Raw genomic sequence first — 13,635 nt, 5'->3', positions numbered from 1 at the left:
GCACGCCCCGTGCCGGGCCCGGCGCTGGGTCCGACCGATGGGGCGGACCACACGATCCCACCGGGCGGGGCGGACCTGGCCGGCAGGGCGTACGAGGGCCGGCAGGTGGGACCAAGGTCCCGGCTCGGCCCGGGCGCATCGGCACTACCGGCGTCGCGGGTGGGTCGCCAGACTTCCTCCGGTAGCGTTTCAGGCGTACACCTTGTTTGTCGTTTTGAGGGGGAACTGCGGTGCGAGTGACCGGTACGGGACACGCCAGCATGCGGATCGACACGGCCGCCGGCAGCATCCTGTGCGACCCATGGGTCAATCCCGCCTATTTCGCCTCTTGGTTCCCGTTTCCTGACAACTCCCTGCTCGACTGGGAGGCCCTCGGCGACGTCGACTACCTCTACGTCTCGCACCTGCACCGGGACCACTTCGACGCGGCGCACCTGAAGCGCTTCGTGTCGAAGGACGCGACCGTGCTGCTGCCCGCGTTCCCCACCTCCGAGATGGAGGACGAGCTGCGCGAGCTGGGCTTCACCAAGTTCCTGAAGGCGCCGAACGAGCAGGTCGTGGAGCTGGACGGCGGCCTGAAGATCATGATTCAGGCGTTGACCAGCCCGACCGACGGCCCGATCGGCGACTCCTCGCTGTGGGTGGAGTACGACGGGGTCCGGCTGCTCAACCAGAACGACGCCCGCCCCACCGACCTGAGCGTCTTCGCCGAGCTGGGCCACGTGCACGCGCACATGCTCCAGTTCTCCGGCGCGATCTGGTACCCGATGGTCTACGAGCTGCCGCAGGCGGCGAAGACGGCGTTCGGCAAGCAGAAGCGGGACCGGCAGTTCGACCGGACCTGGCGCTACATCGACGACCTGAAGGCCGACCACGTCTTCCCGATCGCCGGCCCGCCGTGCTTCCTCGACGACGAACTCTGGCAGTTCAACGACATCCACGGCGACGAGGGCAACATCTTCCCCGACCAGTCGGTCTTCCTGAGCGAGTACGCCAAGGTCGGCGGCACCAACGGTATCGTGCTGCTCCCGGGCAGCGTCGCGGAGATCACCACCTCCGGAGCCAGCACGACGCACCCGGTGCCCGTGGAGGAGTTCTTCGCCAACAAGGTGGCCCACCTGGAGGAGATGCGCGAGCGCAAGCGGCCCGTCATCGAGGCCGAGAAGGCGTCCTGGCGGCACCCCGAGGTGGACGTGCTCAAGGAGATGCAGCGCCGGGTCGAGCCCCTGCTGGAGGAGTCGATCTACCTGGCCAAGGGGGTCGGCGGGCCGGTCCGCTTCGACCTGGTCGGCTACGACGGGGAGTCGGTCGAGTCGATCGTCGTGGACTTCCCCGGCAAGCAGGTCCGGCCGTACGCCGACGAGAAGGTCCGCTACCGCTTCCGTACGGAGCGGGCGCTGATCGAGCACCTGCTGCACATCGGCGAGGTGGACTGGGTCAACTCCCTCTTCCTCTCCTGCCGCTTCTCGGCGGCCCGGATCGGCCAGTACAACGAGTTCGTCTACGCCTTCTTCAAGTGCCTCTCCACCGAGCGCCTCCAGTACGCCGAGGGCTGGTACGACGAGCACGAGCGCACCAGCGACGCCGAGGACGTCACCCTCGGCGACTGGGTGGTGCAGCGGCGCTGCCCGCACCTGAAGGCGGACCTGACCCGCTTCGGCATCGTCGACGGCGACCAGCTGACCTGTCAGCTGCACGGCTGGAAGTTCGACCTGCCCAGCGGCCGCTGCCTGACGAGCGTCGGGCACAAGATCCGCGCCCACCGCACGGACGCCGAAACCCCCACCCCCGCCGCCTGACCACCCCGCCCCGCCGGGGCGGGTCAGCGGGAGAGGTCGGTGAGGATGCGGCGGGCGGCGTTGTGGCCGGCCGCGCCGATGACGCTGCCGGCCGGGTGGCAGCCGGCGCTGCCCGCGTACACGCCGTCGACGCCGGTGGCGTACGGCATCCGGTCGGTGAACGAGACCGTGTTGTCGACGTGGTGGATGTGCCCGCCGGTGATGCCGAAGTGCGCCTCGATGCCGGGCGGCGGCAGCGGCACCGCGTCGGCGATCAGGTCACCCGTGCCGGGGGCGTACCGCTCGCAGATGCCGATCAACCGGTCGACGTAGCCGGGCAGCGCCTCGTCCCAGGTGGTGCCGGCCAGCTCGTACGGCACCGACTGCACGAAGAGCGCCGACGAGTGGTGCCGGCCGTCGGACAGCGAGGGGTCGACGGTGGTGTGCAGGTACCACTCGATGGTCGGCTCGTCCGGCAGCCGCCCCGCCTGGACGTCCGCCCACATGGCGCGCAGCGCCGCCATCGGCGACTCGCCGCCCCCGCCGGTGAGGGATTCCGAGCCGGGCAGCAGGTGGATGGTCGAGCCGAACGGGCTGGGCGCGCCCTTGGGCAGGCAGGAGAAGCGGGGCAGCCCGGTCAGCGCCAGGTTGAGCTTGAGCGTGGTGCCGGGGCGGCGGACCGCCGCCATCCGCTCGGCCAGCGGCGCCGGGAGCGCGCCGTCGGGCAGCAGGTCCATCAGGCGGTACGGGTCGCACGCGCCGAGCACCACCCGCGCGCCGACCTCCCGTCCGTCGGCGAGGACGACCCCGCTGGCCGCGCCGCCGGCCAGGGTGATCGCGTGCACCGGCGTGCCGGTGCGGATCGTCGCGCCGGCGGCCCGGGCGGCGTCGGCGAAGGTACGCGACACGGTGCCCATGCCGCCCTGGGCGATCATCCACGTGCCGTCGGAGCCGGGCAGCCGGCACATGTTGTGGACGAGGAAGTTGTGCCCGGTGCCCGGGTCGTCGGGGCCGGCGTTGAGCCCGGAGAGGCCGTCGGTGACGGCGTACATGCTCATGAGCAGCTCGGAGCGGAAGTCGAAGCGGGCCAGGTGCGCGGCGACCGAGCCGCGGACCAGGTCGACGAAGACCTGCCGCAGCGCCGGCCGGACGTACCGCTCGGCGGTCTCCTCGACGGGCAGCGGCTCGGCCAGCCAGGCGGGGGCGAGGTCCTCGCGCAGCGCGGCCAGCTCGGCCTGGAGGGCGTCGTCGGCGGCCACGTCGGCGGGGGAGAAGAACTCCGCGAGCTGCGCCCGGGTGGCGGCGGTGTCGCTGCCGAAGAGCAGGTACGGCGAGCCGGGGCCGCCCGGGGTGGGCAGGAAGTAGTGCGGGTCGCGGCGCAGCACCGGGATGCGTACGCCCAGCGTGGCGAGCAGCTCCGGCGGCATCAGCCCGAGCAGGTACGACCCGGTGGAGTGGCGCAGCCCGGGCACCCGGGGGAAGGGGGCCTCGGTGCGGGTGGCCCCGCCGATGACGTCCGCCGCCTCCAGCACCAGCACGTCGAGCCCGGCGCGGGCGAGCAGGATCGCGGACACCAGACCGTTGTGCCCGGACCCGACGATCACCACGTCGGCCCGGGTCGGCAGCTCGTCACCCATGCCGGGGGAGCCTACTGCCCCGGGCCGCCGCCGGTCAGCCCTTCGCCGCCGGCCGGTGCGTCCCGACGCGGGGCAGCCACATCGGGTGCCCGGACCGCGCCGGGCACCGGAGCCGCATCGGGCGCGGAGCCGGCAGCCGCGGAGCCCGCTCCGGCCGGCCGGCTGCCGCCCGGGGACGGGTCGTGCAGCAGTTGGGCGGTGAACGTCTCCAGCTCCAGTTCGAAGAGCGCCTCGGTGTCGGTGACCGCCCAGTCGAACTGGTGGAAGACCTCCATGGCGACCAGCCCGTAGAGCCGGGTCCAGCCGGAGAGGAAGGCGTACGCGACCTCGACCGGCACCTCGCCGTGGCTGAGCCGCAGCGGCTCCAGCAACCCGCCCAGCCGTCGGTGGAGCAGCTCGCCGGGTGGGACGCGGAACGGCGACCGGCGCCACAGGTCGAGGATCGGCCGGAGGAAGACCGCCCCGAGACGGGCGCCGGGGTGGTCGCGGTCGTCGACGGGGGCGTTGCGCCCGGGGGGCGGGGCGCCGAAGATCAGCCCGAACTCGGCGGGGTGCGCCACCGACCAGGCGCGGAATGCCCGGGACATGGTCAGCAGCTGGTCGACCGGATCGGGCCCGGCGTCGTCGCGGGCCGCCTCCAGGCAGCGCCGCAACTCGTCGTAGAGGTCGCCGGCCAGCGCGGAGACCAGTGCCTCCAGGCTCGGGAAGTAGCGGTAGATGGCCGGCGCCGTCATGCCCATGTCACGGGCGATGGCCCGCAGCGATATCGCGTCGACCCCACCCGTCACCAACAGGCGGCGTGCCCCGTCCTTGATTTCGGCGACGGTCGCCTTGCGCAGGCGTTCCCGCCGAGTGGGTGCGGCCATCGACAATCACCTTGACCAGACAATTCACCGTTGCGATAGTTAACGCTGTTCACCGGAATTAGCGATGATAGCAGCTGACCAGCTGTGGAGGGAGAGGCGAATGTTCGCCTGGTGGGGACACATGGTGGTCCGACTGCGCTGGTCGGTGCTGGCCGCCGCCCTGGTGCTCGTCGCGGTCGGCTCCACCTGGGGCGTCGGCGTCTTCGGGCAGCTCACCGGCGGCGGCTTCGACGACCCGGCGAGCGAGTCCAGCCGGGCCGCCGAGCGGATCACCCGTGAGCTGGGTCCGCAGGGCGCCGACCTCGTCGTGCTCTGGTCCAGCGCCGGGCCGACCGTGGACCAGCCCGCCTTCCGTGACCCGGTCGCGGCCACCGTCGCCGGGCTCCGCGCGCGTCCGGACATCACCAGCGTTACCACCTGGTACGACACCCAGGCCCCCGCGCTGCTCTCCACCGACCGCCGGGCCACCTACGCGCTGATCCAGCTCCGGGCCGCCGACAAGGACGACAAGGCAGCCGCGTACGAGGAACTGCGGCCCGCCCTCGCGGCGCCCGGCGTACGGACCGAGGTCGGCGGCGCCACGGCGGCCCTGCAGGAGTCGAACGCCCAGACCACGGAGGACATCACCCGCGCGGAACTGCTCTCCATGCCGGTGCTGCTGGTGCTGCTCGTGCTGATCTTCGGCGGGCTGGTGGCGGCCTCCACGCCCCTGCTCATCGGCGGGCTCGCCATCCTCGGCGCGTTCGTCGCCGTCCGGCTGCTCAACATGGTCACCGACGTGTCGGTCTTCGCCATCAACGTCATCACCCTGATCGGCCTGGGCATGGCGGTCGACTACGCGCTCTTCGTGGTGAGCCGGTTCCGCGAGGAACTGGCCGCCGGGCACGACACCCCGGCCGCGATCCGCCGGACCATGGCCACGGCCGGGCGGACGGTGCTGGTCTCCGGGCTCACCATCGCGACCGCCATGGCCAGCCTGCTGATCTTCCCGCAGGCGTTCCTGCGCTCGATGGCGCTCGGCGGGATGGCCGCCGTGCTGGTCGCCATGCTGGCGGCGTTGACCGTGCTGCCGGCCCTGCTCGCGGTGCTCGGCCACCGGATCGACGCGCTGCGCGTACCGCTGCCGTGGCGGCGTGGGGCGCGCGGTGGGCGGCCGGCGGAGGGCGCGACGGGCGGCGCCTGGGCCCGGATCGCGCACAGCGTGATGCGCCGCCCGGTGCGCTACCTGGTCGGGGTGACCGTGCTGCTCCTGCTGCTGGCCACGCCGGTCCTGCGGATGGAGTTCGGCGGGTTCGACGACCGGGTGCTGCCCGCCTCCGCCGAGCCCCGGGTGGTCTCCGAGCGGATCGCCGCGGAGTTCCCCGGCGGCACGATCGCGCCGATCGACGTGCTGGTCTCCGGGGCGTCCCCGGAGCAGGTGCGGCCCTTCGTCGACCGGGTGGACGCCGTGCCGGGCGTGACCAGGGTGCAGGTGGCGGCCAACCGGGGCGCGTCGACGCTGCTGACGGTGACCTATCCGGGCGAGCCGACCGGCGACGCGGCGCACGACGTGGTCCGGGCGCTGCGCGACCTGCCTCCGCCGGCCGGCGCCGAGGTGCTCGTCGGCGGCCGGCCCGGCGCCGACCTCGACCTGATCGACGGCCTCGCCGACCGGCTGCCCTGGATGGCCCTGCTGATGGCCGCCGCGATCCTGGTCCTGCTCTTCCTCGCCTTCGGTTCGGTGGTGCTGCCGGTCAAGGCCGTGCTGATGAACCTGGTGTCGATCGGCGCGTCGTTCGGCGTGGTGGTCTGGATCTTCCAGGACGGGCACTTCGCCGACCTGCTCGGCTTCACCCCGACCGGTTTCATCGAACCCAGCAACCCGATCCTCATGCTCGCCGTGCTCTTCGGGCTGGCGACCGACTACGAGGTGTTCCTGCTCTCCCGGGTGCGTGAGGAGTGGGACCGTACGGGCGACAACACCGCGTCGGTGGCGGTCGCGTTGCAGCGCACCGGGCGGATCATCACGGCCGCCGCGCTGCTGCTGATCATCGTGGTGGCCGGCTTCGCGACGGGCGAGATGGCGTACATCAAGCTCATCGGGATCGGCATGATCGTGGCGATCGTGGTGGACGCGACGCTGGTCCGGGCGCTGCTGGTGCCGGCCACGATGCGGCTGCTCGGCCGGTGGAACTGGTGGGCGCCCGGCCCGCTCGGGCGGGTCTACCGGCGCTTCGGCCTCCGCGAGTCCGACGAGCCCGGGCCGGTGGCCCCGGAGACCCGTCACGCCGCGTTCACCAAATAGAGGCTTCCATCGATGTCTTGTTGGGCTCTAGCGTCGACAGGACACCGTCCCCGTCCCCTCCGGGAGGCCTCTGATGGACCGTCGTACCCTGCTGCGTGCCACCGTCGCCGGTGGCGCCGCCTTCGCCGGCAGCCTCTGGGCCGGCGCCGCGCTCGCCGCCCCCGCCCAGCCGGGCCCCAGCCCGTACGGCGACCTGCTCGCCGCCGACGGCAACGGCCTCCAGTTACCGGCCGGCTTCACCGGCAGGATCGTGGCCCGCTCCGGGCAGCGGGTGCCCGGCACGTCGTACGTGTGGCACTGGGCGCCGGACGGCGGGGCCTGCTTCCGGGCCGGCGACGGCTGGATCTACGTCTCCAACTCCGAGGTGCCCCTGGTCGGCGGCGCCTCGGCGGTGCGGTTCCGGGCCGACGGCTCGGTCGCGGCGGCGTACCGGATCCTCGGCGGGACCAACGTCAACTGCGCCGGCGGGCCGACCCCGTGGGGCACCTGGCTCTCCTGCGAGGAGGTGCCGCTGGGCCGGGTCTTCGAGACCTGGCCGGACGGCAGCCGGGCCGCCGAGGAACGGACCAGGATGGGCCGGTTCACCCACGAGGCCGCCGCCTGCGACCCGCAGCGGCGGGTGGTCTACCTGACCGAGGACGAGGACGACGGCTGCTTCTACCGCTTCGTCCCCGACACCTGGGGCGACCTGCGCACCGGCAGGGTGCAGGTGCTCTGCGCCCCGGCCGACCAGGTGACCGGGCCGGTGACCTGGCGGGACCTGCCGGACCGGGACGGTTTTCCGACGCCGACCCGCCGGCAGGTCGACGCCGCGCGGCACTTCGACGGCGGCGAGGGCTGCTGGTACGACCGGAACACCTGCTGGTTCACCACCAAGGGCGACAACCGGGTGTGGGCGTACGACGCGGTGAACGAGCGCCTCGACCTGGCCTACGACGACTCGCTGGTGCCGGCGGGAGCCGCGCCGCTGACCGGCGTGGACAACATCACCGGCACGGCCGGCGGGGACCTCTACGTCGCCGAGGACGGCGGCAACATGGAGATCAACGTGATCACCCCGGCCGGGGTGGTCAGCCCGTTCCTGCGCCTGCTCGGCCAGTCCGACTCGGAGATCACCGGCCCGGCGTTCTCCCCCGACGGGTCGCGCCTCTACTTCTCCTCCCAGCGCGGGCCCTCCGGCAGCATCACCGGCAGCGACGGGATCACCTACGAGGTCTCCGGCCCGTTCCGACGCTGATCCTGCGCCCGGTCGACGGGCGGCGCGGCGACGAACGTGGCGGTCAAGCGCGGCGCGCGCGCCAGGCGGAGAGGGCGAGGGTGGCGGAGTAGCCGGCCAGCACGATCACGTGGAAGAGATAGAGCCAGAGCAGGACCGCCACCCCCGCCCCGATCTCGTCGAAGCCCCCGAACGGCACCCCCAGGTCGATCGGGAGCGAGGCGAAGAGCACGAAGCCGTGCAGGAAACCGGAGAGGTTCGCCGCCGTGAACGACCCGACGCCCAGCGCGGAGAGCCAGTCCGGCGACGCCGGGCCGACCACCCGGAACAGCCAGAGCAGCACCGGGGTGAGCACCAGCCAGACCGCCAGGAACGACAGCACCACCCCCAGCACGCCCATCCAGCCGCCCTGCCGGACCAGCCCGGTGGTGGTGGGCAGCGCGAGCAGGATCGACAGCAGCAGGGCCGGGGCCGGGGCCAGCAGCGGCAGCAACAGCAGCCGGCCCCGCCAGCCGACCAGCGACTCCTCGCTGCGCGGCATGGCGACCGAGACGAAGGCGCGGCGCAGCCCCTCGCCGTAGAGCGACGCCGGCAGCAGCGACGCCAGGGCCAGCAGAGGAGTCAATCCCACCCCGGCCTCGACCAGCGCCCGCACCGCGTGGGGCGCGCCGATCGCGTCCGGCAGCGTCTCGACGGCGTGCGAGGTGAGCCGCCGTACGCGGTCCGCGCCGGCCAGCAGCGAGGTCAGCCAGATCGCCAGCAGGGCCACCGGCACCACGGCGATCGCCCCGTAGAAGGTGATGGCGGCGGCGTGCAGGGACAGGTCCCGCCCCCGCAGCGGCCGGAACGCCGCACCGGTGACCCGTTTCGCCCGCCGCCATCCGTCGCCCATCGCGGCTTCTTTCCCCGTACCGCCTCGCGTCACGCACCGTACCGCCGACCGCAACCGGATCGACGCCTGCGGCGTCCGGGCTTCGCGGCGGCCCCGGCCCGCCCGGTCGGGGTGCCGATGCGCGGCGGAGCCGGCGTCCTTGTGGTCCCGGCCTACGGCGGAGCCGGCGTCCTTGTCGTCCCGGCGTACGGCGGAGCCGCCGGACAGGGTGGGTCCGGCGGCTCCGGCGGGGACGCGACGTGCGGTCAGCCCAGCGGCGGGACCTCGCTGGCGCCGAGGGTGGCGTAGTAGCAGCCGGTGGTGGGCAGGCTCGTCGCCGCCGGCGGGGTCACCCCGTCGTAGAGCGCCAGCAGGAAGTTCTGCGGGCACCGCCGGGTGCTGCCGGTGCGGATGCCGAAGTGCAGGTGCGGCCCGGTGGAGTTGCCGGTGTTGCCGGTGAGGCCGATCTGCTGCCCCGGCGCCACCGTCGCGCCGTTGGTGACCGACCACGCCGAGAAGTGGCAGTACGTGTACACCGCGCCGTCGGTGCCGGTGAGGTTGACGCCCTGGCCGCAGGAGCTGTCGTTGATGATCGTCACGGTGCCGGCCCGCACGGCGTACGCCCTGGTGCCGGTGCCGACGGGCAGGTCGATGGCGGGGTAGTCGTGGTGCGGGTCGTCGTACTCGCTGCGGGGCAGCGCGCTCTTCGCCAGCGGCAGGGAGAAGGTGGCGGGGGTGCCGGTGGTGGGGGTGATCCGGACGGCGTCCGCGACGACGTAGCCCGTGGCGGTGGTCCAGCGGCTCACCCCGACGACGGGGTGCTCCCCGGCCGCCAGCGTGAACGTGCCGAGGCTGACCCAACGGCCGCCGTTGGCGCGTTGGTCCACGATCACGGTCTGGTTGCCGCCGCTGGTGGCGACGATGAACGGGGTGGCGCTGTTGTAACCGGCGTCCGCCGGGTACCACACCTCGACGAGGTGCGCGCCGGTGGCCGCGACCGACGCGCTGAACCAGGCGGCGTCGCTGCCGCCGGTGTAGGGCGTCGCGAACCGGTAGTCGGCGCCGTACTTCTGGCCGGCCCAGGACGACGTGCCCCAGTTGGCGCTGGCGGTGAAGCTCCCGGCGGTCGCGTTGTCCACGGTGGTGGTCGCCGCGGACGCGGATCCGGCCGGGCCGAGCAGCACCATGGCGGCTCCGGTCAGCCCGGCGACCAGGGCGCGCGCGGCGGTGGCGAGTCTCAAGAGGTGCCTCCGGAGGTGAGGGGTACGGTGGCGGAAGGTGAAGGTATTCAACCAATAACCATCGATGATCGTAAGAGACTTGCATAGATCAACGTCGTTGCCACTCATGCCCGTCCCGTCGTCCGCCCCCCCGACCGGCCCGGCGCCCCCCGACCGCCCGCCGGGAGCCGGCCCGGCATTACCTCTTGACCGGCCGCCGGCAGCACCCCTCGGGCGTCTGCCGGTGGGCGGCCCGGCGGCCCTCGGTCGTCCGCTGCTCCCTAGGATCGCGGGAATGGGAATTCTCGCCACGGAACGCCTGGTCGTGCGGGACTGGACGGCGGACCCGGCCGACCTGACCCGGCTCTTCGACATCTACTCCCGTCCCGAGGTCGCCCGCTGGCTGGGCGCGCCCGGCCTGCCGCTGACCGACCCCGCGCAGGCCGCCGACCGGCTGGCGATGTGGCGGGAGCGGCACGCGGACCACGGCGGCCGGTACGGCACCTGGGCGATCGAGGTCCGCGACACCGGCGTGGTGGCCGGCACGGTGCTGCTCAAGCCGCTGCCGGGGCGGGACGAGCGCGTGCCGACCGACGACATCGAGGTGGGTTGGCACCTGCACCCCGACTCGTGGGGCCACGGGTACGCCACCGAGGCGGCCCGCGCCCTGGTGGCCCGGGAGTTGGCGACCGGCACCCGGGAGGTCTACGCCGTCGTGGCGCCCGGCAACGAGGCGTCGATGGCGGTGGCGCGCCGACTCGGCATGAGCCACGTGGGCCGCCGCACCGACTGGTACGGCGGCGAGTCCCTGGAGACCTTCGTGCTGACCGCCGCCACGGACGAGGTCGTGCCCCCGCCCCTTCGGTGAGCGGCGTGTCACGGCGCACCCTGCCGGCGGAGCGGCTGCCCGTAGGACGGGACGGCCCGGCCCCCGACGAGGCGGCGGTGTCCGTCGGACATCTGACTGTCGGCGCTCGCCGCCGGCGGGCGAAATCGGAACCCGCAACCGTTGGAGGTGCCTTCACCTGCGCAAACGTGCGTACGCGGGCCCTCGCGCGGCAGGATTCCAGGGCTCGGTGCCCTTCTCGGCGTGTGTCAGTGTGAATTCCTGATCCACCTCAACGTCCTCGGTGAACGATCGATGTCGGAGGCGCGTGATGGATGACGAGAGCGAGCCGGGCCGGGGCTGGGTGCGGGCCCTCTTCCGCTGGCTGGGCGCGGCTGCGGCCATCGCCGGCATCGTCGGACTGGTGTTCCAGATGATCGAGTGGGCCGACTCCCGCAATCCGCCGCCGCCGGTGCCGACCACGTCGGTGGACGCTGGAGCCCCCACCTCGACGGTGAAGGCCAACGGTGACGAACAGTTCGTGCAGGCCGAGCAGTGTGTACGCATCGTCAGGCAGGCGGAGACGCTGGTACTGAAGGCCGCCCCCTGTGGCAACGGGACCCAGCGGGTCCTGGCGCGGATCGAGCGGCCGGTCACCGACGAGGGGCAGGCCATCGAACTGTGCAAGGCGGAGGCCCCGGACTACGTCGACTTCCACTACTCCAACTGGGAGAAGCGCTCCGACTTCGTCGACGTCGTGTTCTGCCTCGCTCCCGCCTGAGAGGCCGCGCCACGACCGGTTGGGCCCAGGTGAGAAACCGCTCGGTGAGCCCGTCGGTCGTCAGGGCTGCCCGTGTGGGTCAGTTCGACGCGTCGGCCTGAACCGACCCGGCGGTTTCCGGCGCGGCTCCACGTGCCACCGGCCGCCTCGGCCCGCGTCGTTCCGTCTGCTTTCGTCCTGCCTCGAGATCTTGGCAAGATAGTGCCCCTCCAAGGGCCGTTTCCTACCAAGATCTCGAGGCAGCCGGCCAGCTGGCATCCGGGTGTTCGTGTTACGCGACCTCGACGAAGTCGAGTTCCGCCCAGCGGCTCAGATAGGTGAACCGGAGCGTGTTGAAGCCCGCGTTCAGCGTGACGTCGACGCCCACCTGCCGCCAGACGTCCCAGCCCGTGTTGGGGTAGGTGACGACCTTCGGGTTCGCGCCGTTGACCGTCAGCGTGTGCTGGGCGTCGCCGTAGCCGGCGGCGTAGGCCACGTGCGCGCGGTACCCGCCGGCCCGGGGCGCGAAGACGGTCACCTCGACCCAGCTGTCCGCGTAGTCGATGTACGCCACGACCTGGCCCTGTGACGTGTTCGCGGCGGTGCGCGCCGCGCAGTGGTTGAGCGTGCCGCGCTCGGCCTCGTAGCGCACCCGGCTGCCCCGCACCACGGGGTACCCGCCGGCCCAGCCCAGCGCCGCCACGTACATGCCGCGGGCGGAGTAGTTGTTGATCCAGCCGTGGAACACGATGTGGTCGCCGCCCGCCTCGCGGACCACGTCCGCGCCGCCCGGCCCCCGCACGGCCGAGTCCAGCGACGCCGTGGTCATCAGCGAGCGGTACGCCTTGGTGTACGGGCCGGTCAGCGAGGTCGAGGTGGCGTAGCTGGTCTGGTAGCCGTCGCCGCCGTAACCGCCGAGCGAGTAGAACAGCACGTACTGCGCGCCGACCTTGGTCAGCACCGGCGCCTCGATGATGCCGCCCTCCTCGGCGCGACCGCTGCGCAGCAGCTCCACCCTGGCGCCCTGGAGGGTCACGCCGTCAGCCGCGACCCGTTGCAGCCACAGGCTCGTCGGCTGGCCGATGGCGTTGCCGTCGTCCTTGTAGAGCAGGTAACGCAGCCCGGTGCTGTCGGTGAAGCTCGCCGCGTCGATGTCGCCGCCCTCGCCGGCGTTGCAGACCAGCGGCTGGGTGCCGACGGAGGTGAACGGCCCGAGCGGCGACGTGGCCAGCGCGGCGCCGAGGCACTGCCGGCCGGTGGCCCGGCTGCGGGCGGTGTAGTAGAGCAGGTAGCGGCCGTCGGCCCGCTGCGACACGTCGGGCGCCCAGGTCAGGCCCCCGTTGGCCCAGGCACCGAGCGTCGGCATCGCGTCGGGTCTGCGGGTCCAGGTTCCGGTCAGCGAGGTGGCCGTGGCGACCGGGACGTTGCCGTGGCCGTTGTTCGTCGAATACGCGTAGTAGGTGCTGCCGAACTTGACGACGTCGGGGTCGGGGAAGTCGCTGGCGATGACCAGCGACGGGGTGGCGGTGGCGGCCTGGGCTACGCCCGGGCTGACGAGCAGTGGGGCGGCGACCAGCAGGGCCGCCAGCCAGACGAGGCCTCTTCGCATGGCGGAATTCAACCACAGTCATCGATGCATTGAAAGATTCCTGCACCGCGCGGAGGCTTGCGACGGGCTCGGGCCGCCGCGTCGTGAGGTGCGCCCGCCGGCGCCCCGACTGCGCCCGAATGTCGCCAGTCGCTGACGCGATCCACGAGCGTCGGGCCGGCCAATGGTGATCACGGTGCCATGGGCCTTGAAAAGGCTGGGTGACGTCCATGCCGTCCTGATCGCCGGGGCGGAATTCGGCGGTGTCCGGCGATCCGAAATGCGGGCGAGGCGTGCGTCCGCAGTGCACAAGGCAAAGTGCAGTGCTGCAATTGCGCACCGCCTGATTCTGCCGTGCCGGCGGCGCGGTGCGGCGAGGGTCGGCTGGTGAGTGGCGGTGCCTGAGGCGGGGGCGGCGGGTTGAGGTGGCCCCGTGGCGACGCGGTCGGCCCGGCCGGAATCGCCGGATGACTATGAAGATCGATGATCCCGCAGGGTCTCTTCCTGGATTTACGAAGCGGGTTTCTGTCATAAAGCCGACCAAGGCAACTTATAGAGAAGCGTCTATTCTCGGCTACGGATCAACCGG

The 13,635-nt window shown here is 72.5% G+C and carries 10 protein-coding genes; 5 read left to right on the top strand and 5 right to left on the bottom strand.

Going from position 1 to position 13,635, the window contains the following annotated elements:
* The first annotated feature begins 230 nt into the window (after positions 1 to 230).
* Positions 231 to 1,799, top strand: coding sequence for a Rieske 2Fe-2S domain-containing protein (locus tag ACGFIR_RS11380; protein WP_393004351.1), 1,569 nt, complete (start codon positions 231 to 233; stop codon positions 1,797 to 1,799).
* Positions 1,800 to 1,822: 23 nt separating this feature from the next.
* Here the strand turns inward: ACGFIR_RS11380 and ACGFIR_RS11375 are convergent, their stop codons facing one another.
* Both ACGFIR_RS11375 and ACGFIR_RS11370 read right to left on the bottom strand, forming a co-directional pair.
* Entirely contained in the window at positions 1,823 to 3,415 is a 1,593-nt protein-coding gene (locus tag ACGFIR_RS11375; protein ID WP_393004349.1) for a phytoene desaturase family protein, read from the bottom strand.
* A gap of 11 nt (positions 3,416 to 3,426) precedes the next feature.
* Positions 3,427 to 4,281, bottom strand: coding sequence for a TetR/AcrR family transcriptional regulator (locus tag ACGFIR_RS11370; RefSeq protein ID WP_393144556.1), 855 nt, complete (start codon positions 4,279 to 4,281; stop codon positions 3,427 to 3,429).
* A gap of 100 nt (positions 4,282 to 4,381) precedes the next feature.
* On the opposite strand from ACGFIR_RS11370, the gene ACGFIR_RS11365 reads away from it, so the two are divergent.
* Both ACGFIR_RS11365 and ACGFIR_RS11360 read left to right on the top strand, forming a co-directional pair.
* Positions 4,382 to 6,565, top strand: coding sequence for an MMPL family transporter (locus ACGFIR_RS11365; RefSeq protein WP_393144554.1), 2,184 nt, complete (start codon positions 4,382 to 4,384; stop codon positions 6,563 to 6,565).
* A gap of 73 nt (positions 6,566 to 6,638) precedes the next feature.
* The gene (locus tag ACGFIR_RS11360; protein ID WP_393004343.1) at positions 6,639 to 7,802 is read left to right on the top strand and encodes an alkaline phosphatase PhoX; all 1,164 of its coding nucleotides are present in this window, start codon (positions 6,639 to 6,641) and stop codon (positions 7,800 to 7,802) included.
* Positions 7,803 to 7,845: 43 nt separating this feature from the next.
* Here the strand turns inward: ACGFIR_RS11360 and ACGFIR_RS11355 are convergent, their stop codons facing one another.
* Both ACGFIR_RS11355 and ACGFIR_RS11350 read right to left on the bottom strand, forming a co-directional pair.
* Positions 7,846 to 8,673 carry a YhjD/YihY/BrkB family envelope integrity protein gene (locus tag ACGFIR_RS11355; protein WP_393004341.1) on the bottom strand — a complete coding sequence of 276 codons (828 nt, stop codon included), beginning with the start codon at positions 8,671 to 8,673 and terminating at the stop codon, positions 7,846 to 7,848.
* 245 nt (positions 8,674 to 8,918) lie between these two features.
* A complete protein-coding gene (locus ACGFIR_RS11350; protein WP_393144552.1) occupies positions 8,919 to 9,893 on the bottom strand; it encodes a peptidoglycan DD-metalloendopeptidase family protein in 975 nt (324 codons plus the stop codon).
* Positions 9,894 to 10,167: 274 nt separating this feature from the next.
* Here ACGFIR_RS11350 and ACGFIR_RS11345 point away from each other — a divergent pair, with 274 nt between their 5' ends.
* Entirely contained in the window at positions 10,168 to 10,740 is a 573-nt protein-coding gene (locus tag ACGFIR_RS11345; RefSeq protein WP_393144550.1) for a GNAT family N-acetyltransferase, read from the top strand.
* A 289-nt stretch (positions 10,741 to 11,029) separates the two neighbouring features.
* On the top strand, positions 11,030 to 11,479 hold the full coding sequence (locus ACGFIR_RS11340; RefSeq protein ID WP_393144548.1) for a hypothetical protein: 450 nt from the start codon (positions 11,030 to 11,032) through the stop codon (positions 11,477 to 11,479).
* A gap of 271 nt (positions 11,480 to 11,750) precedes the next feature.
* Here ACGFIR_RS11340 and ACGFIR_RS11335 read toward each other — a convergent pair whose 3' ends face one another.
* Positions 11,751 to 13,067, bottom strand: coding sequence for a family 43 glycosylhydrolase (locus ACGFIR_RS11335; RefSeq protein WP_393004333.1), 1,317 nt, complete (start codon positions 13,065 to 13,067; stop codon positions 11,751 to 11,753).
* Between the last annotated feature and the right edge of the window lie 568 nt (positions 13,068 to 13,635).

Source organism: Micromonospora sp. NPDC049051, from assembly GCF_043197575.1.
GTDB lineage: Bacteria > Actinomycetota > Actinomycetes > Mycobacteriales > Micromonosporaceae > Micromonospora.
This window is presented reverse-complemented; position numbering and strand designations above follow the sequence as displayed.